The 19574-nt window shown below is 59.2% G+C and carries 26 protein-coding genes; 5 read left to right on the top strand and 21 right to left on the bottom strand.

Annotated elements, in window-relative coordinates; translation table 11 throughout:
• Nucleotides 1-5 precede the first annotated feature (5 nt).
• Nucleotides 6-1220: a S8 family serine peptidase gene (locus HMPREF3158_RS06775; RefSeq protein WP_070497803.1), complete on the top strand. Its 1215-nt coding sequence runs from the start codon at nucleotides 6-8 to the stop codon at nucleotides 1218-1220.
• A gap of 18 nt (nucleotides 1221-1238) precedes the next feature.
• On the opposite strand, the gene eccB is transcribed toward HMPREF3158_RS06775, so the two are convergent.
• From eccB to rpsH, 19 genes are all read right to left on the bottom strand, one after another.
• Entirely contained in the window at nucleotides 1239-2549 is a 1311-nt protein-coding gene (gene eccB / locus HMPREF3158_RS06770; RefSeq protein ID WP_070497801.1) for a type VII secretion protein EccB, read from the bottom strand.
• Between the two features lie 67 nt (nucleotides 2550-2616).
• Nucleotides 2617-3474, bottom strand: a complete 858-nt coding sequence (gene truA, locus HMPREF3158_RS06765; RefSeq protein WP_070497799.1) for a tRNA pseudouridine(38-40) synthase TruA — start codon at nucleotides 3472-3474, stop codon at nucleotides 2617-2619.
• A 15-nt stretch (nucleotides 3475-3489) separates the two neighbouring features.
• On the bottom strand, nucleotides 3490-4323 hold the full coding sequence (locus HMPREF3158_RS06760) for a trimeric intracellular cation channel family protein (RefSeq protein WP_070432570.1): 834 nt from the start codon (nucleotides 4321-4323) through the stop codon (nucleotides 3490-3492).
• Between the two features lie 101 nt (nucleotides 4324-4424).
• Entirely contained in the window at nucleotides 4425-4946 is a 522-nt protein-coding gene (gene rplQ / locus HMPREF3158_RS06755; RefSeq protein ID WP_062035859.1) for a 50S ribosomal protein L17, read from the bottom strand.
• A 73-nt stretch (nucleotides 4947-5019) separates the two neighbouring features.
• Nucleotides 5020-6030 (bottom strand): DNA-directed RNA polymerase subunit alpha, encoded by a 1011-nt coding sequence (locus HMPREF3158_RS06750; RefSeq protein ID WP_061920569.1) that lies wholly within the window; start codon nucleotides 6028-6030, stop codon nucleotides 5020-5022.
• A 114-nt stretch (nucleotides 6031-6144) separates the two neighbouring features.
• Nucleotides 6145-6750 carry a 30S ribosomal protein S4 gene (rpsD, locus tag HMPREF3158_RS06745; RefSeq protein WP_061920567.1) on the bottom strand — a complete coding sequence of 202 codons (606 nt, stop codon included), beginning with the start codon at nucleotides 6748-6750 and terminating at the stop codon, nucleotides 6145-6147.
• A gap of 21 nt (nucleotides 6751-6771) precedes the next feature.
• Nucleotides 6772-7176, bottom strand: a complete 405-nt coding sequence (gene rpsK, locus HMPREF3158_RS06740; RefSeq protein WP_034656521.1) for a 30S ribosomal protein S11 — start codon at nucleotides 7174-7176, stop codon at nucleotides 6772-6774.
• Nucleotides 7177-7179: 3 nt separating this feature from the next.
• The gene (gene rpsM, locus HMPREF3158_RS06735) at nucleotides 7180-7548 is read right to left on the bottom strand and encodes a 30S ribosomal protein S13 (protein WP_034656519.1); all 369 of its coding nucleotides are present in this window, start codon (nucleotides 7546-7548) and stop codon (nucleotides 7180-7182) included.
• A gap of 181 nt (nucleotides 7549-7729) precedes the next feature.
• On the bottom strand, nucleotides 7730-7948 hold the full coding sequence (infA, locus tag HMPREF3158_RS06730) for a translation initiation factor IF-1 (RefSeq protein WP_004566852.1): 219 nt from the start codon (nucleotides 7946-7948) through the stop codon (nucleotides 7730-7732).
• A 266-nt stretch (nucleotides 7949-8214) separates the two neighbouring features.
• Nucleotides 8215-9051, bottom strand: a complete 837-nt coding sequence (locus tag HMPREF3158_RS06725; RefSeq protein ID WP_070456904.1) for a L,D-transpeptidase — start codon at nucleotides 9049-9051, stop codon at nucleotides 8215-8217.
• Nucleotides 9052-9123: 72 nt separating this feature from the next.
• Nucleotides 9124-9918 (bottom strand): type I methionyl aminopeptidase, encoded by a 795-nt coding sequence (gene map, locus HMPREF3158_RS06720; RefSeq protein WP_061920561.1) that lies wholly within the window; start codon nucleotides 9916-9918, stop codon nucleotides 9124-9126.
• Nucleotides 9919-9924: 6 nt separating this feature from the next.
• Nucleotides 9925-10470: an adenylate kinase gene (locus tag HMPREF3158_RS06715; protein WP_070497797.1), complete on the bottom strand. Its 546-nt coding sequence runs from the start codon at nucleotides 10468-10470 to the stop codon at nucleotides 9925-9927.
• The gene (secY, locus tag HMPREF3158_RS06710; protein ID WP_062042257.1) at nucleotides 10470-11795 is read right to left on the bottom strand and encodes a preprotein translocase subunit SecY; all 1326 of its coding nucleotides are present in this window, start codon (nucleotides 11793-11795) and stop codon (nucleotides 10470-10472) included. Before secY ends, HMPREF3158_RS06715 begins: the two co-directional genes overlap by 1 nt.
• A 247-nt stretch (nucleotides 11796-12042) precedes the next feature.
• Nucleotides 12043-12492 (bottom strand): 50S ribosomal protein L15, encoded by a 450-nt coding sequence (gene rplO, locus HMPREF3158_RS06705; RefSeq protein WP_061920553.1) that lies wholly within the window; start codon nucleotides 12490-12492, stop codon nucleotides 12043-12045.
• 3 nt (nucleotides 12493-12495) lie between these two features.
• Nucleotides 12496-12681: a 50S ribosomal protein L30 gene (rpmD, locus tag HMPREF3158_RS06700; protein WP_061920551.1), complete on the bottom strand. Its 186-nt coding sequence runs from the start codon at nucleotides 12679-12681 to the stop codon at nucleotides 12496-12498.
• 3 nt (nucleotides 12682-12684) lie between these two features.
• Entirely contained in the window at nucleotides 12685-13311 is a 627-nt protein-coding gene (rpsE, locus tag HMPREF3158_RS06695; RefSeq protein WP_005527787.1) for a 30S ribosomal protein S5, read from the bottom strand.
• Between the two features lie 40 nt (nucleotides 13312-13351).
• Nucleotides 13352-13753 (bottom strand): 50S ribosomal protein L18, encoded by a 402-nt coding sequence (gene rplR, locus HMPREF3158_RS06690; protein WP_061920549.1) that lies wholly within the window; start codon nucleotides 13751-13753, stop codon nucleotides 13352-13354.
• Between the two features lie 3 nt (nucleotides 13754-13756).
• A complete protein-coding gene (gene rplF, locus HMPREF3158_RS06685) occupies nucleotides 13757-14293 on the bottom strand; it encodes a 50S ribosomal protein L6 (protein ID WP_061920547.1) in 537 nt (178 codons plus the stop codon).
• A gap of 14 nt (nucleotides 14294-14307) precedes the next feature.
• Entirely contained in the window at nucleotides 14308-14691 is a 384-nt protein-coding gene (gene rpsH / locus HMPREF3158_RS06680) for a 30S ribosomal protein S8 (protein WP_061920544.1), read from the bottom strand.
• 353 nt (nucleotides 14692-15044) lie between these two features.
• Here rpsH and HMPREF3158_RS06675 point away from each other — a divergent pair, with 353 nt between their 5' ends.
• The 3 genes from HMPREF3158_RS06675 to HMPREF3158_RS06665 are packed head-to-tail and all read left to right on the top strand — an operon-like array spanning nucleotide 15045 to nucleotide 16881.
• Nucleotides 15045-15290, top strand: coding sequence for a DUF6457 domain-containing protein (locus tag HMPREF3158_RS06675; protein ID WP_062035867.1), 246 nt, complete (start codon nucleotides 15045-15047; stop codon nucleotides 15288-15290).
• Nucleotides 15290-16132, top strand: a complete 843-nt coding sequence (gene fdhD, locus HMPREF3158_RS06670; RefSeq protein WP_061920540.1) for a formate dehydrogenase accessory sulfurtransferase FdhD — start codon at nucleotides 15290-15292, stop codon at nucleotides 16130-16132. The genes HMPREF3158_RS06675 and fdhD overlap by 1 nt, the downstream gene beginning before the upstream one ends.
• Nucleotides 16129-16881: a B3/B4 domain-containing protein gene (locus tag HMPREF3158_RS06665; protein WP_062035870.1), complete on the top strand. Its 753-nt coding sequence runs from the start codon at nucleotides 16129-16131 to the stop codon at nucleotides 16879-16881. The genes fdhD and HMPREF3158_RS06665 overlap by 4 nt, the downstream gene beginning before the upstream one ends.
• Here HMPREF3158_RS06665 and HMPREF3158_RS06660 read toward each other — a convergent pair.
• On the bottom strand, nucleotides 16878-17663 hold the full coding sequence (locus HMPREF3158_RS06660) for a formate/nitrite transporter family protein (RefSeq protein ID WP_062035873.1): 786 nt from the start codon (nucleotides 17661-17663) through the stop codon (nucleotides 16878-16880). The two genes, HMPREF3158_RS06665 and HMPREF3158_RS06660, sit on opposite strands and share 4 nt — an antisense overlap.
• A gap of 194 nt (nucleotides 17664-17857) precedes the next feature.
• Here HMPREF3158_RS06660 and HMPREF3158_RS13165 point away from each other — a divergent pair, with 194 nt between their 5' ends.
• On the top strand, nucleotides 17858-18922 hold the full coding sequence (locus HMPREF3158_RS13165) for a sortase family protein (protein ID WP_246816192.1): 1065 nt from the start codon (nucleotides 17858-17860) through the stop codon (nucleotides 18920-18922).
• Between the two features lie 98 nt (nucleotides 18923-19020).
• Here the strand turns inward: HMPREF3158_RS13165 and rplE are convergent, their stop codons facing one another.
• On the bottom strand, nucleotides 19021-19572 hold the full coding sequence (gene rplE / locus HMPREF3158_RS06650) for a 50S ribosomal protein L5 (protein WP_046646792.1): 552 nt from the start codon (nucleotides 19570-19572) through the stop codon (nucleotides 19021-19023).
• Between the last annotated feature and the right edge of the window lie 2 nt (nucleotides 19573-19574).

The raw sequence follows: 19574 nt of genomic DNA, 5'->3' as shown, positions 1-19574 counted from the left end.
CCAACATGGTGAACTCAAAAGTCGTCCAGAAAAGGCTCGCCGCATTACTGCTAGCGGGATTTCCCTCGGCAGCAGCAATTTCTGCATTTACCGCGCCGACCCTAGCGTCGGCGCGTGAACCCGACGTCGCCTGTGCACAGCCGATTGCGGCAGCGCAGTCACCGCATACCTCAGCGGAGCAAAGCGCGTATCGGGCGCGGTTGCATTCCTTTGCCACTGGCGAGGGAATCAAAGTTGCCGTCATCGATACTGGTGTCAGCCCACACCCGCAGCTGCGCGCTTTGCGCGGCGTGGATGACTTTGTCACGCCCGAAGAACCAGATCCTTTGCGGGACTGCGATGTACATGGCACCGCGGTTGCAGGCGTCATCGCAGGCTATGACATCGGCATTGCGCCGCGGGCCGAGATTTTATCCATCCGGCAAACCAGCGCGCACTATCGGCACCGCGCTGCTGACTCAGAAAGTACCTCCGGCACGCTGGAGACTTTGGCCGCCGCATTAAACCGCGCCTTGGATGAACAGGCCAAGGTCATTAACATCTCGGTGGTTTCCTGCGTTCCAAGCGACGCCGCCGACCGCGTCGACACCCACGATCTCAACGCCGCGCTCCAACGCGCAGAGCACGAAGGAACGGTCATAGTTGCGGCATCGGGCAATGCTTCTTCCGATGGATGCACCAAGGAAGACACCGTCTATCCAGCACAAGCGGATACCGTTCTCGCAGTGGGCGCGCTTTCTACCGCGCACGAGGTCGCGGACTATTCCATTCCTGCCCGCAATGGAGCGCCAGAGCTAAGCGCCGAAGGCCACGTCCCGCTCGCCCTAGCACCGGGTAATCAATGGGCAAAAGCCAAAACCACCGACGGCAAGCAGGCTGCTGAGTTCCACGGTACTTCTTTTGCAGCGCCAGTGGTCACGGGAACCGTGGCGCTACTCGCCCAACGCTATCCGCACGATTCAGCGGCACAGCTGCGCGAGCGTATCTATGCCGCCGCCGAGCCAGGCCACGGCTTCATCGATCCGCTGCAAGCCCTTACCTTTCACCGGGCACAAGACAATGACAAAAACGCTGAGGCAGAAGACGAAGAAAAGACAGTCACCGTCTATCCAGCTGCCGTGCATCGCAGCCAGGCACCAACCCGGCTTATGACTTTGCTTGGCCTGCTCGGCCTTGCTGGCGTGATCGCCGCAACGCTACGGCGCGCCAAGCAGCACTAGGAATTAAAAGCCGGCGCTCTACTCGGTTCCCTCATCGCTGCCCTGGCTCGCCAAGGCGCTTTCGCGGTCTAGAGGAGAGCCCTCCGGCAGCAACCGCAAGATTTCCCACGGGACTTTTGCCTGCGTGGTCGTGCCCAGCGCTTCGACCAGTGCACCTTGTGCCACAGAGTGCCTGATACCCGTCGCCGAAACCACATGGAAACCGTGACCGCTGTCTACTCCTACCCCGCCGGCTTCCAAGCCAGCGAACCGATCAGCAGTGGCCTTGCCGGCAATAGAGACAGTTGCCTCAACCGCGGGGCTCAAGACCGTTGCGCCCAGCTCATCCGCGCAGAGCCAACCACGACCTGGAGACAGGAAATCATATGAATTGGCGGGCAGGTTGAAGGGTAACGCGGCGTCGGAAAGCGCGGCGACTTCGGCGCCATCGACCGATTCGCGCGAGGCGCCCATGCCTGCCAGCATCTCTGCCTGCGTAGGAGTAATCGAGGCCACGCTCTGCTCATCGCCTGCGCCTACGCGCACCCACAGATCATCGCCGGTGTCTAAAATCTGCGGGGTTTGCTCAGGAAAGCGCAGCGGCGGAAGCTCCGCGTAGGCATTCAGCAGATCCTCCGGGATCTGCCACACATAGGAATCATCGCGCACGCCAATGCCGCGGCGTAGCACGCGGCCCTGCGTCGAGGCAGCAGAAGGCAGCTCTACGCGCCCTGCCGAAGTCAATAGCCATTCCTTGCCACCTGTGGAAACCAACGCCGCCTCCGCACTGCGGAGGTGCTCAACCTTGGCGTTGGCCAGTACCACAGTCTCCCCGGGCCGGCTGCCTTCCCCATCAATCGTGGTGGGATTCTCTTTGTCCTCGTCAGCTGCGGCCGCATAACAGGCCGCCCAGCCTTGTGCCGGGGTTGCAGGATCGGCCAAGTAATCTGGGGCATCGGCAATTCCTAGCGGAGTGCCAAGCCGCGCATTGCTCAAGAACTCATTGCCCATGGCCTGGGGCGCCGCCGGCTCTCCCGCGATAAGGCGCGCGGAGGCCAAATTGCTCACCGGATGATAGGACTCATTAACCAGAACGAAAAGCTGGCCTTCCTGCGAGCGCACGATGGGTGCATCGCCCGGATTGGGATTGGGCTGGAGCCACGCGAGCATTCCCGAACCAATAGCCAGAAACGACACTGCGATGATCCCAAAGATGAGGGCGCGGCGCCGGCTCGCTAAAGGATCATGAATCATGCGAATATCGCCAAGTACCAGGCCATGCTCCACGCGGCGCTGCAAAAATTTATGCCCGGATACCTGTGCTTTCGTCGTCGGCATTGGACGTGACATGCAGAATTTCCCCCCTCAAACAAGGCAGCACCCCTACTGCCCTAGTTTTGTCATTCCACGCGTTAGCTTAACCCAGCGAAAGCTCATCCGCAGTGCGACGGTCACGGGTCTGCGCAGCGCGCGCCGCCAAATCAGCATCTGCCGGATAGTCCACCTGGATCAGGCTCAGCCCCTTTGCCGGCGCTAGCGGAATGTGGGAAGAACGGGAGTTCAAAGCGAGCATCTCCGCAGCAAAGTCGATTCCCCGGGAGCCCTCGCCTACCCGCAAGCAGCAACCCACGAGTGAGCGAACCATCGACCAGCAAAAGGCGTCGGCGCCCACGCGGGCTTCATAAAGCTGCGGCTCGCTCGGGGTAGATACATCGACCCACTCAAAAGACAAAAGGTCGCGAATTGTCGTGGCATGCGGCTTTGCCTTACAAAAGGCGGCGAAGTCATGCAAGCCAACTAACTGCTCCGCGGCTTGCTGCATTGCCTCGATGTCCACCGCCTTCGGCCAGACCGCAGTGTCGCGGGCGCGCGTCGGCAATGCCCCGCGCGGATGCGTCGTGATGCGGTAAACGTAGTGGCGCTCAAGGGCCGAAAAGCGCGCGTCAAAGCCCTCTGGTGCTTGCTGGCAGTCATGTACGCGAACGTCTTCCGGAAGGAGCTTCGCTAGGCGACGCACGAGCTTTACCGGGTCCCCATCAATCGATCGCTGCTCGAGTGCACTAGCTGGAATGTCGAAGTGCGCGACCTGGCCTGCCGCATGCACACCGGCATCCGTGCGCCCTGCCACGGTCAGTTCGACCTCATGGCGCAGGATCATCGAAAGATTGTCTTCGAGAACCTGCTGCACCGTACGCAGCTCGCCCTTCTGGCGGGCCCAGCCATGAAAATCCGTGCCGTCGTAGGCCAGGTCTAGGCGAAGGCGAACGTTAGTCATGGATGCTGATCCTACCTAGTCGTTGGCATTCCACTCGCGATTGAGTTCCCAATCCTGGGACGCGCGCTGGCCCTTCGCGCTCTTGCTCACGCCGAGCTTGCTCAAAGCGGCATAGCCAGCCCGCTTGGGGTGCTTTAGATTCTCCTTGGCCTGGCCGGCTTTGCGCTTGGCCTTGCGGGCGCCATCCCGAACAATGCGGGCAGACAAGCGCAGGCGCGGGTCCATGGGTTGTTCGGCTCCCCGGTATTCAAACACCGGCAGCGACCATCCGAAGTAAATCGCGGCCACGCGCAGCGCCAGCGCCAGGCATACCGTCACGACGCCAGCGACCTCGGCGCTGAGCCCCAGCTCCATCAATCCCGCATAAGAAAAGGCTGCAAGAACAGAAATGGAGGCGTACAGCTCCGCGGACAAGACCAGCGGGATACGGTCGGACAACAAGTCACGCAAAATACCGCCAAAGACACCGGTCAGCACCGCAGCCACGGCAGCGATAACCAACCCATGGCCATGTTCCAAGGCCTTCTGAGCGCCAAGGACGCTGAATACCGCAAGACCTAGGGCGTCGAGAGCCAAGAATACATGCCGGAAATAGTGCATGAGGAAGGACATGTAAACCGTGGCGACGGCGGCGGCCACCACGGCCAAGAGGAACCGCGGTTCCGCCACCCACGTCAACGGGTAGGCGCCCAGCACCATGTCGCGGATCGTGCCGCCGCCCAATGCGGTGACAGCGCCCAACATGATGACGCCAAACAGATCCATCTTTTGCCGGCCAGCGGACAGCGCAGCGGTCATCGCCTCGGAGACGATGCCGATTACGTACAGCACAGTAAACAGCGGGGTCATAGAGTATACGTTCAGGTCGGGGTCATATAGCCCAGAAAGCATAACAAAAGGCCGCAGCCCCACCTAAGGTGGTACTGCGGCCTAGTTAAGGCGAGAGAAGTTTACTTCTCCTCGGACTCCTCAGCAGCGGTCTCCTCGACCTCTGCCTCGGTTGCCTCTGCCTTTGCTTCCTCAGCCTCTTCAGCCTTGGTCTCCTCGACCTTAGCCTCTTCAGCCTGCTTGGAAGCAGCTGCGCGGGTAGCGCGGGTTGCCTCGGAGGTCACCGTCTCCTCGAGAACGAGGGAGATCTGGGACATCGGGGCGTTGTCGCCGGTACGGTTCTCCAGCTTGATGGTGCGGGTGTAGCCGCCCTCACGGCCTTCGAACTTCGGGCCCAGCTCGTCGAACAGGTGCGCAACAACATCCTTGTGCGGGATGAGCTTCAGCACTGCGCGGCGGTCAGCAAGGGTGCCGGACTTAGCCTTGGTGATGATCTTCTCAGCGTAAGGACGAAGCATCTTCGCCTTAGCATCGGTGGTCTTGATTGCGCCGTGCTCGAACAGGCTAGCAGCCAGGTTGCTCAGCAGGTGAGCCTGCTGGGTAGCGGAGCCGCCGAGACGGGCACCCTTCTTAGGGGTTGGCATTATGTACTCCTCGTGTGCGGATAAAGTGAGCGCGCGGCGAGCATAAGCTCGGGCCGCAGGTCAGTGTGGTGCTTTACTCGGAATCGTCCGCAGACGGATCCTTGAAGTCACCGGTTTCTGCGTCGTAACCCTCAAGCTGGGTTGGGTCGAAGTCCTCAGGGGTGTCCTTGAGAGCCAGGCCCAGGTTAGCCAGCTTGATCTTTACCTCGTTAATCGACTTCTGGCCGAAGTTGCGGATATCCAGCAGGTCCGACTCGGTGCACTCTGCGAGCTCACCAACGGTGTGGATCTCCTGACGCTTCAGGCAGTTGTAGGAACGAACGGAGAAGTTCAGGTCCTCGATAGGCATGCTGTAGGCCGCGATGTACTCCGTCTCCTGCGGGGACGGGCCAATCTCGATGCCCTCAGCAGCATTGTTCAGCTCGCGAGCCAGGCCGAAGAGTTCGACCAGGGTGCCGCCGGCGGAAGCCAGGGCGTCGCGGGCAGAAATCGAGTTCTTGGTTTCGACGTCGATGATCAGCTTGTCAAAGTCGGTGCGCTGCTCAACACGAGTTGCCTCGACCTTGTAAGAGACCTGCAGAACCGGGGAGTAAATCTGGTCAACCGGAATGCGTCCGATTTCACCAGAGGTCGGTGCTGCTGGAACGTAGCCGCGGCCACGCTCGACGACGAGCTCCATGTCCAGCTTGGCGGTGTCGTTCAGGGATGCGATGTGCAGATCCGGGTTGTGGATCTCCACGCCAGCCGGCGGCTGGATATCGCCCGCGGTAACAACACCTGGGCCTTCCTTGCTCAGGTACATAACAACCGGCTCGTCAGAGTCGGAGGACAGAACCAAGCCCTTGATGTTGAGGATGATCTCAGAGACGTCTTCCTTCACACCGTTGATGGTGGTGAACTCGTGGAGAACACCATCGATCTTGATGGAAGTTACTGCTGCACCCGGGATGGAGGACAGCAGGGTACGACGAAGGGAGTTACCGAGGGTGTAACCAAAGCCCGGCTCGAGCGGTTCGATGACGAACTTGGAACGAGACGGCTCGATGAATTCCTCGGTGAGCTGAGGACGCTGGGAAATGAGCATTGAATATCTCCTTGTCGACGCCCGCTATTTGACGTCGGTAGAAGGGGTAAAGATTGAGGTTTCGAAGATTCACTCTTCTCCGAATGCCACAAACGGGGCACTCGGTTACTAAGTTTACTTCGAGTAAAGCTCGACGATGAGCTGCTCCTGCAGCGGAACGTCGATCTGAGCGCGCTCGGGCAGCTGGTGCACGAGGATGCGCAGGGTCTCAGGAACAACCTGCAGCCATGCCGGTACGTTGGCATCGACCAGGCGGTCCTGAGCGTCTTCGAACCATTCCATCTTCTGGGAACGCTCACGAACATCGATGATGTCGTACTGCGAAACCTGGAAGGAAGGAACGTTGATCTTCTTGCCGTTCACGGTGAAGTGACCGTGGGAGACAAGCTGGCGAGCCTGGCGACGGGTGTTTGCCAGGCCAGCGCGGTAGACGACGTTGTCGAGGCGGGACTCGAGCAGAACGACCAGGTTGTCACCGGTCTTGCCCGGGCGGCGGTTAGCCTCGGCGTAGTAACGACGGAACTGACGCTCAAGAACACCGTAGGTGTACTTAGCCTTCTGCTTCTCCTGCAGCTGCAGCAAGTACTCGGATTCCTTGATGCGGTTGCGGCCAGCTTGTCCCGGTGGGTACGGGCGGCGCTCGAATGCCATGTCGCCGCCGACCAAGTCGACGCGCAGACGGCGGGATACGCGGGTAGCGGGGCCAGTGTAACGAGCCATTTTCTTACCTCTTCCTTTCCCTTAAACCTTGCGGCGCTTGGTTGGACGGCAGCCGTTGTGCGGCTGTGGGGTTGCATCCGTGATCGAGGAAACCTCGAGGCCTGCAGCCTGCAGGGAACGGATGGCGGTCTCGCGGCCGGAGCCCGGACCCTTAACAAATACGTCGACCTTCTTCATGCCGTGCTCCATTGCCTTACGAGCAGCGTTCTCAGCAGCCATTTGTGCAGCGAACGGAGTGGACTTACGGGAACCCTTGAAGCCAACGTGGCCGGAGGATGCCCAAGAGATAACAGCACCGGACGGGTCAGTGATAGACACGATGGTGTTGTTGAAGGTGGACTTGATGTAAGCGTGGCCTGCGGCCACATTCTTCTTTACGACGCGACGGCCAGTACGACGCGCGCCGGAGCGAGTCTTTGGAGGCATGAATTACTTCTTCTTTCCTGCGATCGTCTTCTTCGGGCCCTTGCGGGTACGAGCGTTGGTCTTGGTGCGCTGACCACGAACCGGCAGGCCACGACGGTGGCGAATGCCCTGGTAGCAACCAATTTCAATCTTGCGACGGATGTCAGCCTGAACCTGGCGGCGGAGGTCACCCTCGACCTTCCAGGTAGCTTCGATTACGTCACGCAGCGCCGACAGCTGATCATCGTCGAGGTTGTCGGTGCGCAGGTCAGGAGAAATGCCAGTCTTTTCCAGCAATTCCTTGGCACGGGTTGGACCGATGCCGTAGATGTAGGTGAGAGCGACCTCCATACGCTTGTTGCGTGGAAGGTCAACACCAGCTAGACGTGCCATGTGGCGTGTCCTTTCGGGTTGTTACGATGGTTTTCTCCCTATCCGCCCCGCTCCATGCAGCACTTCGCCCGGGCCGATGCCGGATCTGTGGGCTACTTACCAGTGCGGGCTCAGGCCATCGCAGCCTGAGGTGGGCTAGACATAGCGCCGCTATGTCAGAGGGTAAGGAGGCTTACAGTGTTTACTTGTAGCGGTAGACGATGCGTCCGCGGGTTAGGTCATAAGGGGACAGCTCTACAACCACGCGATCCTCTGGGAGGATGCGAATGTAGTGCTGACGCATCTTGCCAGAAATGTGTGCAAGAACTTTGTGTCCGTTGTCGAGCTCGACGCGGAACATTGCGTTTGGCAAAGGCTCGATAATACGACCCTCGACCTCGATTGCGCCTTCCTTAGCCATAACCTCTACTTTTCTAGGTGACTTCAAGTGAGTGTCACCTGCATGTTTGGTGTCTACTGCTTGGCGACGTCGCGGTAAATAAGACCGCAAACATACACCAGCGCTTTAGCATACGCTGCGTGCGAGCAATAAACAAACTCCTCTACCTGCGCACTCTTAGAGACACGCGCCAAAGCGGCAATAAAGCAAAAATTCTCCCCGGGGAATTATCTTCCACGGGGAGAATTCTCTTTGAAAGAGATTAAAAGCGTCTGCGCTTTGGATGCTTAGTAGATGAAAACCTTGGAGCCGACTGGCACATCGTTCCAGAAGCGAACAGCATCCTGATGCGACAGGTGGATGCAGCCGTTGGACTCGTAAGCCGGGGAACCCTCGTGGAAGGCGTGGCCGGAGTTGGTGAAGTACATGGAATAAGGCATCGGCGCGTTACCGAACTCGCGGGAGATCTCGTCTTTGATCTTGCGGTTGATGTAGAAAGTGCCGCGCGGGGTTTCCTGACCTGCCATGCCAGCAGACATCGCAGATGCTACGTAAGAAACGTTGCCGTTGTCCTGCAGCCAGGTGCGCTTGCCGTTCAGGTCAACGCAGACGCGTGCATCCGCCGGGCAAGGGCCGCGGTCAAACTCGTTGCGCTTGCGCTGTGCTTCGGCCTCACGTGCAGCCGCCTCAGCCGCAGCATGTTCGCGTGCAACCTGCTCTGCGTGCGCACGCTCCTGCGCCTCACGTGCCGCACGTGCTTCCGCGTTCTTTTGGTCAATCAGGCCTGGGAAGATAGCGTTGACTGCAGCGTCAACAGCCGGCTGAATAGCATCTGCCGCAGCAGGGTTTAAAACCTTGACCTGATCGAGAATCTGATTACGCGTGTTCCAAGCCTGCTCGCGGGACTGACCGACGAAGTTATCGATCTGTGCGCGGGCGTCCGCGGTCAGGGCATCAATCTGTGCCTGCGCATCGGAGCTCATGGACTCGATGGAAGGAACGGTCTGTGCGGAAGCAGCTGGGGCGCCTGCCAAGACGGAGACGGTCATGACGCCGGCGGTCATAGGGGCAACTAGGGCACGACGTGCCTTAGAGGACACGTTGCGGGGGCGAAGTTTAGACATGGCAACGAGTATAGACCCTCACGTGGAATCCGCATACTCGACGCGACCCCAGTCCTCCCCCGTGATTTTCAGCTAATAGCGACGAGTAAGGATTCGCGGGCCGTTAGCGGTCGCGGCTACGGTGTGTTCCCAGTGAGCGGCGAGGCTGCCGTCAAGGGTGACCACAGTCCAATCGTCGTCAAGCACGGCGTTATCTTCCGTACCCAGGGTAAGCATCGGCTCAATCGCGAGAACGGAACCTTCTTGAATGAGCGGACCGCGGCCCGGCTTTCCTTCGTTCGCGAGATAAGGTTCTTCGTGCATGGTGTGGCCAATGCCGTGGCCGCCGTAGCCATCCACAATGAAAAGATCAACGCCGAACTTATCTTCAGCGCGGTAGGTTGCTTGCTCAAGAGCGTGCGAAACATCCGTCAAGCGGTTGCCCGGGACCATCGCCTTGAGCCCTTCAGCCAAAACCCATGCCGTGGCGTCGTTAAGCGCGGTTGCTTCGGGGGCCAGCTTGCCCACGCCGAAGGTCCACGCGCTGTCTCCTACCCAACCGTCGAGCGTTGCGCCGCAGTCGATGGAGACCAAGTCACCTTCCGCCAACACGATGTCTTTGCCCGGAATGCCGTGCACGATGACATCGTTGACGGAGGCACATATGGAACCCGGGAAGCCCTCGTATCCCTTGAAGGTAGGGGTAGCGCCCAAGTCCCTGATTGTTTGCTCGGCTACTTCATCGAGCTCGAGCGTAGATACGCCAGACGCCGCAGCGGCGCGCACGGCTTGCAATGCTTTGCCGACGATTTCTCCGGCGGCCTGCATCGCGTCCAGTTCACCTGGGGTGCGTGCGGGAATGGTTTTGCTGCGGCGTCTAAATCCCATGGCGTATTACTTGCCCATAGCCTTCAGGGTACGCTCGTTGATTTCCTCAACGGTGCCCTCAGCCTTGACGTTGATGATTTCATCGCCGTAGTGCTGGATGAGCGGGAAAGTCTCGTCGCGGTAGACGCCGAGTCGGGTGCGGATGGTCTCCTCGTTGTCATCAGCGCGGCCACGGGCCAGCATGCGCTCGACGACGACGTCCTCGGAAACCTCGAAGTTGATAACTCCGTCGAGCTTGACGCCCTTCTTCTCGAGCAGCTCGGCCAGAATGCCAGCCTGCTCCACGGTGCGTGGGAAGCCGTCCAGCAGGAAGCCGTTTGCAGCGTCGTCCTGGTTAAGGCGATCTTCAACCATGCTCGCGGTGACGTCGGTCGGAACGAGCTTGCCGGCATCAATGTAGGACTTTGCCTCAACGCCCAGCGGGGTGCCCTCACCAATGTTGGCGCGGAACAGGTCACCGGTGGAGATGTGCGGAACAGACAGCTTCTCGCTCAGGATTGCTGCTTGGGTGCCTTTGCCGGCACCGGGAGGGCCGAGGAGTACGTAACGCATTACTTGAGAAGTCCTTCGTAGTTGGATTGTAGGAGCTGGGACTCAATCTGCTTGACGGTAGTCAGAGCAACCGAGACCATAATCAGAATAGCGGTACCGCCGAAAGCGGAGGTGCCGTTTGCGGAAGAATGGCCAACGCCGAGATCCAGCAGGATATTCGGCAGAATAGCGATCAACGCAAGGTATAGGGAGCCTACGAACAGCAGACGGTTCATTACGAAGCCGAGGTACTGTGCGGTTGGGCGGCCCGGACGAATACCCGGGATGAAACCACCATACTTCTTCATGTTGTCTGCCTGCTCGGCAGGGTCATACTGCACCGAGACATAGAAGTAAGAGAAGAAGATGGTCAGCACGAAGTACAAGACGATGTACTGCCAGGAGCTCGGGGACTGCAGGTGCGCAATCACGTTACGCTGCCACCAGTTATCCGGCACGTTACCGGAACCAGAGTTAACGATCTGGGTGATAAGCACCGGCATATAGATAAGCGAGGACGCAAAGATAACCGGGATAACGCCGGCCTGGTTGACCTTCAGCGGCAGGTAGGTAGAGGAACCACCATACTGGCGGCGACCAACCATGCGCTTTGCGTACTGCACTGGGATGCGGCGCTGGCCCTGCTCGATAAAGGTAATGCCAACGACCAACACGACAAGACCCGCAGCGACCATGGCGAAGACCAGACCGCCGTTGTTCTGCATGATGCCCACGCCGTCGGTTGGCAAGCGCGTTGCAATGCCGGCGAAGATCATCAGGGACATGCCGTTGCCGATGCCCTTTTCAGTAATGAGCTCGCCCATCCACATAACGAGGATGGCGCCCGCGGTCATGGTGATGACCAAAACGATAAGGGTAAAGAAGTTACGGTCTTCAGCCAGAACCGGTACGCCCTGGCCCAGCAGCTGCTCGCGGTCCGCCAGGGCCACGATGCCAGAAGACTGCAGCAACGCCAGCGCGAGCGTGAGGTAACGCGTGTACTGCGTCATCTTGGCCTGACCGGACTGGCCTTCCTTCTTCAGCTGCTCAAAATGCGGGATGACAACGGTCAGCAGCTGGACGATGATCGAAGCCGTAATATACGGCATGATGCCGATGGCGAAGATAGACAACTGCAAAAGCGCGCCACCTGAAAACAGGTTAATCACGGAATACAGATTGCCGGACTCCTCCGTCAGAGAACGCAAACGACCGGAGATCGAAGCGTAATCAACGCCCGGGGATGGAATCTGGGCGCCAATGCGGTAAGCAATAATCATCAAGATAGTGAAGATGATCTTCTTACGCAGGTCGGCGTCCTTAAAAGCCTGCAAAATGGCGGACACTACAAAATCCTCCTGGCCTTCCGGCGCTATCAACATTTAAGGGAAAATAGGTGACAACGCTCGGAGGTGGAACTCATCTGTCCCCTAACATGGGGAAGGTTGAACACTTATGACCATGCAAGCCTACCAGCCACGCGCTATTTAGCCACATTTAAGGTAAGGATTGCCAGCCAACTAATAAGGAAAGCGCCCGCCTCCCGATCACTCGGGAAAGCGGGCGCTTTAATGCTTTAAGTAACGCAGTTGATTACTTGGTTGCGGTGGCGGTGCCGCCAGCAGCCTCAATCTTCTCAACAGCGGACTTAGAGAACTTGTCAGCGGTGACATTCAGCTTGACGTTGATGTCGCCGTTGCCCAGAACCTTGACCGGCTGGTTCTTACGAACCAGGCCTGCGGAGACGAGATCTGCAACGGTGACGTCGCCACCGTTTGCGAATGCCTCTGCGAGGTCTGCAACGTTGACTACTTGGTACTCAACGTGGTTCGGGTTCTTGAAGCCCTTCAGCTTCGGCAGACGCATGTGGATCGGCATCTGGCCACCCTCGAAAGCAGCGGAAACCTGCTTACGAGCCTTGGTGCCCTTGGTACCGCGACCAGCGGTCTTACCCTTGGAAGCCTCACCGCGGCCGACGCGGGTCTTAGGCTTGTTTGCTCCTGCGGATGGGCGCAGGTCGTGCAGCTTGATGATATCAGCCATGGTTTACTCCCCTGCCACTTCTTCGACGGTGACCAGGTGGCGTACCTTCTGAACCATGCCGCGGATGATCGGGGTGTCCTGCTTTACAACAGACTGGCCGATCTTCTTGAGGCCGAGAGCCTCAATGTTCTTGCGGTGATTCGGCTTGGTACCCACCAGGCCCTTTACCTGAGTAATCTTCAGAGCCATTGCTTATGCCTCCTGACCTGCGCGCTTACGCAGCATCTGGGCCGGAGCAACCTCTTCGAGGGACTTGCCACGACGTGCGGCAACCTCTTCAGGGCGAACCAGCTGCTTGAGGCCGTCCACGGTAGCGCGGACGACGTTGAGGGCGTTGTCGGAGCCGAGGGACTTCGACAGGATGTCCTGCACACCAGCGCACTCGAGCACCGGACGTGCAGCACCACCGGCAATAACACCGGTACCAGGTGCGGCAGGCTTCATCATGACGATGCCAGCTGCGTCGCGACCCTCGACCGGGTGGGTGATGGTGCCGGCGATCATCGGGACACGGAAGAAGTTCTTGCGAGCCTCTTCTGCACCCTTCTGAATTGCGGCAGGGACTTCCTTAGCCTTGCCGTAGCCAACGCCAACCATGCCCTGGCCATCGCCAACGACGACGAGAGCGGTGAAGGACATGTTGCGGCCACCCTTAACCGTCTTGGAGACGCGATTGATGGTGACTACGCGCTCGATGTACTTATCGCGCTCGTTGTCCTGCTGATTACGACGATCGTTGCGACGACCGCCATTGTTGCGGTCGTTATTACGACCGTTCTCGGCGGAGCGTCCGCCGTCACGCTTTTCACGGTCCGACATTAGGCGTTCCTTCCGTTGATGTTTCCGTTTGCCATGATCATTAGAACTTCAGACCACCTTCACGAGCTGCCTCTGCGAGAGCGGCAACGCGACCGTGGTACTTGTAGCCAGCACGGTCGAAGACAACTGCCTCGATGCCAGCAGCCTTGGCGCGCTCAGCGATCAAGGCGCCAACCTTTGCGGCCTTTGCCTTCTTGTCGCCCTCGAGCGCACGAACGTCAGCTTCCATGGAGGAAGCTGCGACCAAGGTGTGGCCAGCCAGGTCGTCGATGACCTGGACGTGCATGTGGCGGGAAGAGCGGTGAACGACCAGACGCGGTGCCTCAGGGGTGCCGCGCAGGGTCTTACGGATGCGGAAGTGACGGCGTGCGCGTGCTTCGCGACGGCGGGAGGAGATGTCCTTGCCGATTGGGGTGCGCTTTGCGTTTTCAGTGTTAGCCATTGCTTACTTACCCGTCTTTCCGACCTTGCGGCGGACCTGCTCGCCTTCGTAACGAATGCCCTTGCCCTTGTAAGGATCGTCCTTACGCAGGCGGCGAATGTTAGCGGCGACCTGTCCGACCTTTTGCTTGTCAATACCAGATACGGAGAGCTTGGTTGCGCCATCCACAGCGAAGGTGATGCCCTCCGGAGCCTTGATGAGGATCGGGTGGGAGTAACCCAGAGAAAACTCGAGGTCGCTACCCTTCTGCTGAACACGGTAGCCGACACCGAAGATTTCCATCTTGATGGTGTAGCCCTCGGTCACGCCAATAACTGCGTTGTTGACGAGAGAGCGAGACAGGCCGTGCAGAGCGCGGTTCTTGCGGTCATCATCTGGACGGGAAACCGTGATTACGGAATCCTCGACTGCGATGGTGATTGGCTCTGGCAGAACGACGGTCTGGGTACCCTTGGAACCCTTAACCTCGACCTCCTGGCCGTTTACCTTGATTTCAACGCCGGATGGTACGGCGATTGGTGCTAGACCGATACGAGACATGTGTCAATCCTCCCTTACCAGACGTAGGCGAGAACTTCTCCGCCTACGCCCTTCTCCTGAGCCTGACGGTCGGTCAGCAGACCCTGAGACGTGGAGATGATAGCCACGCCCAGGCCGCCAAGGACCTTCGGCAGATTGGTGGACTTTGCGTACACACGCAGACCCGGCTTAGACACGCGACGCAGACCAGAGATGGAGCGCTCACGGTTGTTGTACTTGAGGGTGAGCTCGAGCTCGCGGCCCTCAACGGAGTAGTCAGCGATGTAGCCTTCCTGCTTCAAGATGTCGGCGATGTTTGCCTTGATCTTGGAGGTCGGCATCGACACGGTGTCGTGGTGCGCATGGCTTGCGTTGCGCACGCGCGACAGCATGTCGGCGATAGGATCAGTCATGGTCATGTGAGTGACCGTTACCTTTCTCGTTGCGGTTCCCGTACCCACCAAAGCGTTTTCCGTGTGATTTCGGGCTACTCACGCTCCTCACGGTCAATACCGTAAGGCGCTCGCCACCCTTTGATACATACAACGGGCCGCCGAAAACGGCGGGGGGCCTACAACAAAGTTGATGATGTTCAGTTCTTGATTCAGGCTCTACGTTTCTGCAGCTTGTAGGGCTAGATTTCATTTGCCATCTGGTCACACTACAGCCTCGACGTGAGTCTGAACTGCAACACTACCCGCTAACCTGCAGTTTTCCAAATCTTTTTTAGCGTCGAAGCTGCATGTCACCCTCGAGGACTAGAGTGGCCGTCATGACTGCAGAAAATGACCCTATCCACTCCGCCCACCAGTGGTTGGAGGAAGCGGCAGAACTAATCGGCGTCGACAAGCAAGATGCCACTGCCTTGACCCGTGAGCTGCTCGACCTTACCCGCGACGTCGCACACAGCACCTCGCGCCCGGCCGCTCCCCTGACGGCATATTTGGTTGGGTTGGCCTCGCGGGACTCGGACGAGGCGCGCGCGAACATCGCCAAACTGCGGGCGGAGCTGAACTAGTGGCGGGCCGGGCAACAAAGTCCTTTGCCGTGACCAAGGTTCACTTGGATGGCACGGAGGTAACCCAGGTGGATACCCGCGCCGACATCGTCACTGGCGAGGAGCCGCTGGAGATTCGTGTCGGCGGGCAGACCCTGACCACCACCATGCGCACTCCGGGCCATGATATTGAGCTAGCTCATGGCTTTTTGCATTCTGAGGGCCATATCGCCACGCTTGCCGACGTCTCCGAAGCCCGCTACTGCGCTGGTTCCACCGTGGACGGTATGAACACCTATAACCTGCTGGATATCGATCTGGCCCAGAAGAATGTCATTGGGCTAAAAGATCTGCGGCTTACGCTCACCAACTCCGCGTGCGGCGTATGCGGCACCAGCTCCATCGAGGATTTAAACAAGAAATCGCGCTACGCGCTCCCCAACATCCAGATTGACCCAGCCGTGGTTGCGCAGCTGCCCGAAAAGCTGCGCGCCGAGCAAAAGCTCTTCCGCAAGACCGGTGGTATCCACGCCGCCGGCGCATTCACCTTAGACGGCAAGCCCATCGTTGTGCGAGAGGACGTCGGCAGGCACAACGCAGCAGACAAGGTCATCGGGCACCTGCTCCTTGAAGATCGCCTGCCCGCAGACGACCTTATTTTGGTTATGAGCTCCCGCGCCAGCTTCGAGCTTGTACAAAAGGCAGCAATGGCCGGGTTCGGTATGCTCGTTGCTGTTAGCGCGGCATCCTCGCTCGCTGTGGAGACTGCCCGGGAGACTGGCATGGCTTTGGTAGGGTTTGCCCGCGGCGATCGTTTCAACATCTACGCAGGTGAACTCAAGCCAGGAGAACTCAAGCGATGAGCAACCACTCTTCAAAAAAGATCCGCAGTACTGGGGAACTCATCGAGTTCCTTGCTGACGCCAGCATCAGCCCCGAGGTCGCGGCCTTACGTCCCGACTACCGCGCGCTGCTCATCGCCGTCGATGGCATCACGCCTGCGCCTTCCGACGCCCACTCGGAGCAGCTCTTGCGCAACGCCGAAGACGTTGCCCGCGCACGCTTGGGCAAGTGCGCCGTCACGGACTTCCCGCACATCGCAGCATGGCGCAAGGCTTATCAAGGATTCGGCGCGAAGCCATCGCGAACCCGCAACAGCACGGAGGCGCTCATACGCCGCGCGGAAAAGGGGCTGCCTCGCATCAACCGCCTCACGGACATCTATAACTCGCTGTCCGTGACTTACGAGATCCCCTTCGGCGGCGAAGACCTGAACGACTATGTATCCGCTCCACAGCTGGTGCGAGCTACTGGTGCTGAGAACTTCGCCACTATGGACAAAGGCGAGCCTGTAACCGAGCATCCCGAACCGGGCGAGGTGGTCTGGCTCGATGCGAACGGGGTCACATGCCGCCGCTGGAATTGGCGCCAGTGCACCCGCACGGCGCTGCACGACGACACCACTGCGGCGCTGTTCATCCTCGATGCACTGGAACCTGTCGACGACGTCGAGCTGCGCGCTGTGGGTGAAAACCTAATCGACGAGCTCCGGGAGTATTCCTCGGAACTCGTCGTTGCAATGCGCATCCTGCGCGCAGAAGATGATGCTTAGTCGCGGTAAGCCTCAGGGCCCTTGTTGAGCCAGGCGTAAACGCCGCCGATGAGGAAGCCGCCGCCGATGACGTTGCCCACCCAAACCAGCGACCAGTTGGTGAGAACAGCGCCCAGGGTAAAGCCATCCGGCAGTGGGTTAGAGCAGAAGAAGGTCAGCGTCATCAAGCAGAAGTTTGCGATGACGTGCTCGAGGCTAAGGCCCACGAAGCAGGCGATGATCGGCACGATGACGAAGAACTTCGAGACGATGTCCTTGGCAAAGACAGCACCGACGATGGCCATGTTGACCACGAAGTTTGCGAGGATGCCCTCAACCAGCAGGCCGCCTGGGCCCTTTTCTAGTTTGCCCATGGACAGCGTTGCGATGAGGTGCGATGGGTCAATGTGCCCCAGCTTCGCGGAAACACCCATGGCAGCGGCGAAGAGTACGGCACCAACAAAGTTGAAGAATGTGGTGACGATGAGCAGCCAAAAGCCCTTGCCCCAGCCCACCTGTTTATTGATGGCACCGTAGACGACGTACATCATGCTGCCGGTAGCAAGCTCCGCGCCGAGGATGACGATGGCGAAAAGTCCAAGGCCGAAAAGCATGGCGAAGACTGGTGCACCCAGGCCCTTTGCGTGCTTGTCGACGGCCTGACCTACGACGGCCGCGAAACCGGTACCGATGGCGAGATAGACGCCGGCCAAGATCGCACGTACCGCGAAGCGGGCGAAGGACTCGTCGAGCAGAGTCACTTTCTTCTTAATTGCTGCTGCAGCAGATTCGTTGAGAGACACGAAGCTTCCTTTACCTAGAGTTATAACTGCGATAACACTACAGCGAAGTTCCAGGCTGCGCCAACAACTTTGTGACCACACGTGGGTATTTTCCGCGGTTATTGTTGCCAACGCCTGCCAAGGATTAAAGTTAGTTAGAAAATTCACTTACTTTTAGAACCCACCTCCCTCACCCCCCCTTGGAGCCGCCGCCTATGCCCCCGCGTTATCCTCACGATCTGCCAGGTCGCAGCGCAGATCACACGCGCCCCCGGGCAGCCAGCGCCAGCAGCAGCACCAGCGCCAGCGCACAGCGCCGCACCATCAATAGCAGACCCATCGATACCCGCCGCGCCGGCAACGGCAACCCCGACGGCGAGCGCACCTACGTGCGGCGCACTCCCCCAACGCCAACGACGCCGAGGCCACCAACATCAACAACAGGAGCGCCGAAGCCACTACCTAACCGCCAAAAGCGCAGCCCCCGACCAAAGCCGCGAAGCACGGGTGGCCGCCACCGCGCGCCAGAAACGACCACGCCGGCGCTCCATACTCGCGCGCTGCACTTGTGGTCCACCTCGGGCAAGTTCCGTATTGCGATTGGTGTCCTTGCAAGTGTGGCCCTTACAAGTGCGGCCCTTGCCGCCACGATGCATCGCGTGGTCGATCCTCCTGAAGGACTAGAAAGCAACCAAGTCCCTGTGGCAGCTGCTCCAGTCATTGAGCCCTCCGCCGCAGTTGAGATGTTCATCCCTGCAATCGAGGTCCATGCCGAATTTGAAGATGGCTCCTGCCGCGTCAAAGACGGCGCGCTTAACCCGGATACGATGACGGAGGCCTGCACTTATACCGCTGCGGACCGTCCGTATTCGCTGCCTGGCACTAATGCGCCAGACATCACCGTCATCGCCGGACACACCGGCGCCGGCGTTCCCGGTGTCTTCAACAACCTCTACGACGGCGGCGCAAACAAGCACACGGTCGCCCTCGGCGACAAGCTCTACCTACGCACTGCAAACTCCGGCGACAACTGGCTGGTCTACAGCGCCACCGACATGCACGACCCAGTAAAAGAAGGCCTCGCCGAAGACACCACAATCTGGGGCGAAGGCCCCATGCCAGGCCGCCTTCTCACCATCAGCTGCATTCAGCCGCTCAACCTCCTTGAAGCCTCCGTGCGCAATGCAGTAGTGGGCTGGCAATTTGAAGGTATAACTACTTCAGACGCTACCGGAGTAGAAGCACCATTAGATGTCTCCAACGGTCAATCGATGGGTTAGGACTCGCCTGCACTTCTTGGATACATAGGCGGCGCGATCGCCCCCATATAAAGCGAAACGCCCCCACCAAAAGGTGAGGGCGAAAAGCTTAAGCCGCTTTACTTGAACGGGAAGCCGAGCTCCTTGAGGAGGCGGCGGCCTTCTTCGTCGTTGGTAGCGGTGGTGACAACGGTGATGTCCATACCACGTGGGCGGTCAACCTTGTCGATGTCGATCTCGTAGAACATGGTCTGCTCGGTGAGACCGAAGGTGTAGTTGCCGTGGCCATCGAACTGCTGATCGGACAGACCGCGGAAGTCGCGAATACGCGGCAGCGCGATGGTCAGCAGGCGGTCCAGGAACTCCCACATGCGGTCGCCACGCAGGGTGACGCGGGCGCCGATTGGCATACCCTCACGCAGCTTGAAGTTCGCGATGGACTTCTTTGCGCGACGCAGCTGCGGCTTCTGGCCGGTGATCGCGGTGAGGTCCTCGAGAGCGCCGTTGATCAGCTTGGAGTCACGTGCAGCGTCGCCAACACCCATGTTGACAACAACCTTGGTGACACCTGGGATCTGCATGACGTTGTCGTAGTTGAACTCGTCGTTCAGGGTCTTCTTGATTTCCTCGCGGTAGCGGGTCTTCAGACGCGGAGTGTAGTTCTCGCTCATGA

This window comes from Corynebacterium sp. HMSC06G04 (assembly GCF_001807365.1).
Lineage (GTDB): Bacteria > Actinomycetota > Actinomycetes > Mycobacteriales > Mycobacteriaceae > Corynebacterium > Corynebacterium simulans.
Note: the sequence above shows the minus strand (reverse complement) of the source record. Positions and strands in the feature narration are given on the sequence as shown.

What these genes read in the sequence shown, in the direction of transcription:
- rpsD (WP_061920567.1), bottom strand. Translation starts at nt 6,750, where the DNA reads ATGGCTCGTTACACTGGCCCCGCTACCCGCGTATCCCGCCGTCTGCGC.
- HMPREF3158_RS13165 (WP_246816192.1), top strand. Translation starts at nt 17,858, where the DNA reads ATGCCCCCGCGTTATCCTCACGATCTGCCAGGTCGCAGCGCAGATCAC.
- rpsK (WP_034656521.1), bottom strand. Translation starts at nt 7,176, where the DNA reads ATGCCTCCAAAGACTCGCTCCGGCGCGCGTCGTACTGGCCGTCGCGTC.
- rplE (WP_046646792.1), bottom strand. Translation starts at nt 19,572, where the DNA reads ATGAGCGAGAACTACACTCCGCGTCTGAAGACCCGCTACCGCGAGGAA.
- eccB (WP_070497801.1), bottom strand. Translation starts at nt 2,549, where the DNA reads ATGTCACGTCCAATGCCGACGACGAAAGCACAGGTATCCGGGCATAAA.
- rpsE (WP_005527787.1), bottom strand. Translation starts at nt 13,311, where the DNA reads ATGTCGGACCGTGAAAAGCGTGACGGCGGACGCTCCGCCGAGAACGGT.
- rpsM (WP_034656519.1), bottom strand. Translation starts at nt 7,548, where the DNA reads ATGGCACGTCTAGCTGGTGTTGACCTTCCACGCAACAAGCGTATGGAG.
- HMPREF3158_RS06760 (WP_070432570.1), bottom strand. Translation starts at nt 4,323, where the DNA reads ATGACCCCGCTGTTTACTGTGCTGTACGTAATCGGCATCGTCTCCGAG.
- rplQ (WP_062035859.1), bottom strand. Translation starts at nt 4,946, where the DNA reads ATGCCAACCCCTAAGAAGGGTGCCCGTCTCGGCGGCTCCGCTACCCAG.
- rpsH (WP_061920544.1), bottom strand. Translation starts at nt 14,691, where the DNA reads ATGACCATGACTGATCCTATCGCCGACATGCTGTCGCGCGTGCGCAAC.
- HMPREF3158_RS06775 (WP_070497803.1), top strand. Translation starts at nt 6, where the DNA reads ATGGTGAACTCAAAAGTCGTCCAGAAAAGGCTCGCCGCATTACTGCTA.
- HMPREF3158_RS06715 (WP_070497797.1), bottom strand. Translation starts at nt 10,470, where the DNA reads ATGCGTTACGTACTCCTCGGCCCTCCCGGTGCCGGCAAAGGCACCCAA.
- infA (WP_004566852.1), bottom strand. Translation starts at nt 7,948, where the DNA reads ATGGCTAAGGAAGGCGCAATCGAGGTCGAGGGTCGTATTATCGAGCCT.
- HMPREF3158_RS06750 (WP_061920569.1), bottom strand. Translation starts at nt 6,030, where the DNA reads ATGCTCATTTCCCAGCGTCCTCAGCTCACCGAGGAATTCATCGAGCCG.
- truA (WP_070497799.1), bottom strand. Translation starts at nt 3,474, where the DNA reads ATGACTAACGTTCGCCTTCGCCTAGACCTGGCCTACGACGGCACGGAT.
- HMPREF3158_RS06675 (WP_062035867.1), top strand. Translation starts at nt 15,045, where the DNA reads ATGACTGCAGAAAATGACCCTATCCACTCCGCCCACCAGTGGTTGGAG.
- rplF (WP_061920547.1), bottom strand. Translation starts at nt 14,293, where the DNA reads ATGTCTCGTATCGGTCTAGCACCAATCGCCGTACCATCCGGCGTTGAA.
- rplO (WP_061920553.1), bottom strand. Translation starts at nt 12,492, where the DNA reads ATGGCTGATATCATCAAGCTGCACGACCTGCGCCCATCCGCAGGAGCA.
- map (WP_061920561.1), bottom strand. Translation starts at nt 9,918, where the DNA reads ATGGGATTTAGACGCCGCAGCAAAACCATTCCCGCACGCACCCCAGGT.
- HMPREF3158_RS06665 (WP_062035870.1), top strand. Translation starts at nt 16,129, where the DNA reads ATGAGCAACCACTCTTCAAAAAAGATCCGCAGTACTGGGGAACTCATC.
- rplR (WP_061920549.1), bottom strand. Translation starts at nt 13,753, where the DNA reads ATGGCTAACACTGAAAACGCAAAGCGCACCCCAATCGGCAAGGACATC.
- rpmD (WP_061920551.1), bottom strand. Translation starts at nt 12,681, where the DNA reads ATGGCTCTGAAGATTACTCAGGTAAAGGGCCTGGTGGGTACCAAGCCG.
- HMPREF3158_RS06725 (WP_070456904.1), bottom strand. Translation starts at nt 9,051, where the DNA reads ATGTCTAAACTTCGCCCCCGCAACGTGTCCTCTAAGGCACGTCGTGCC.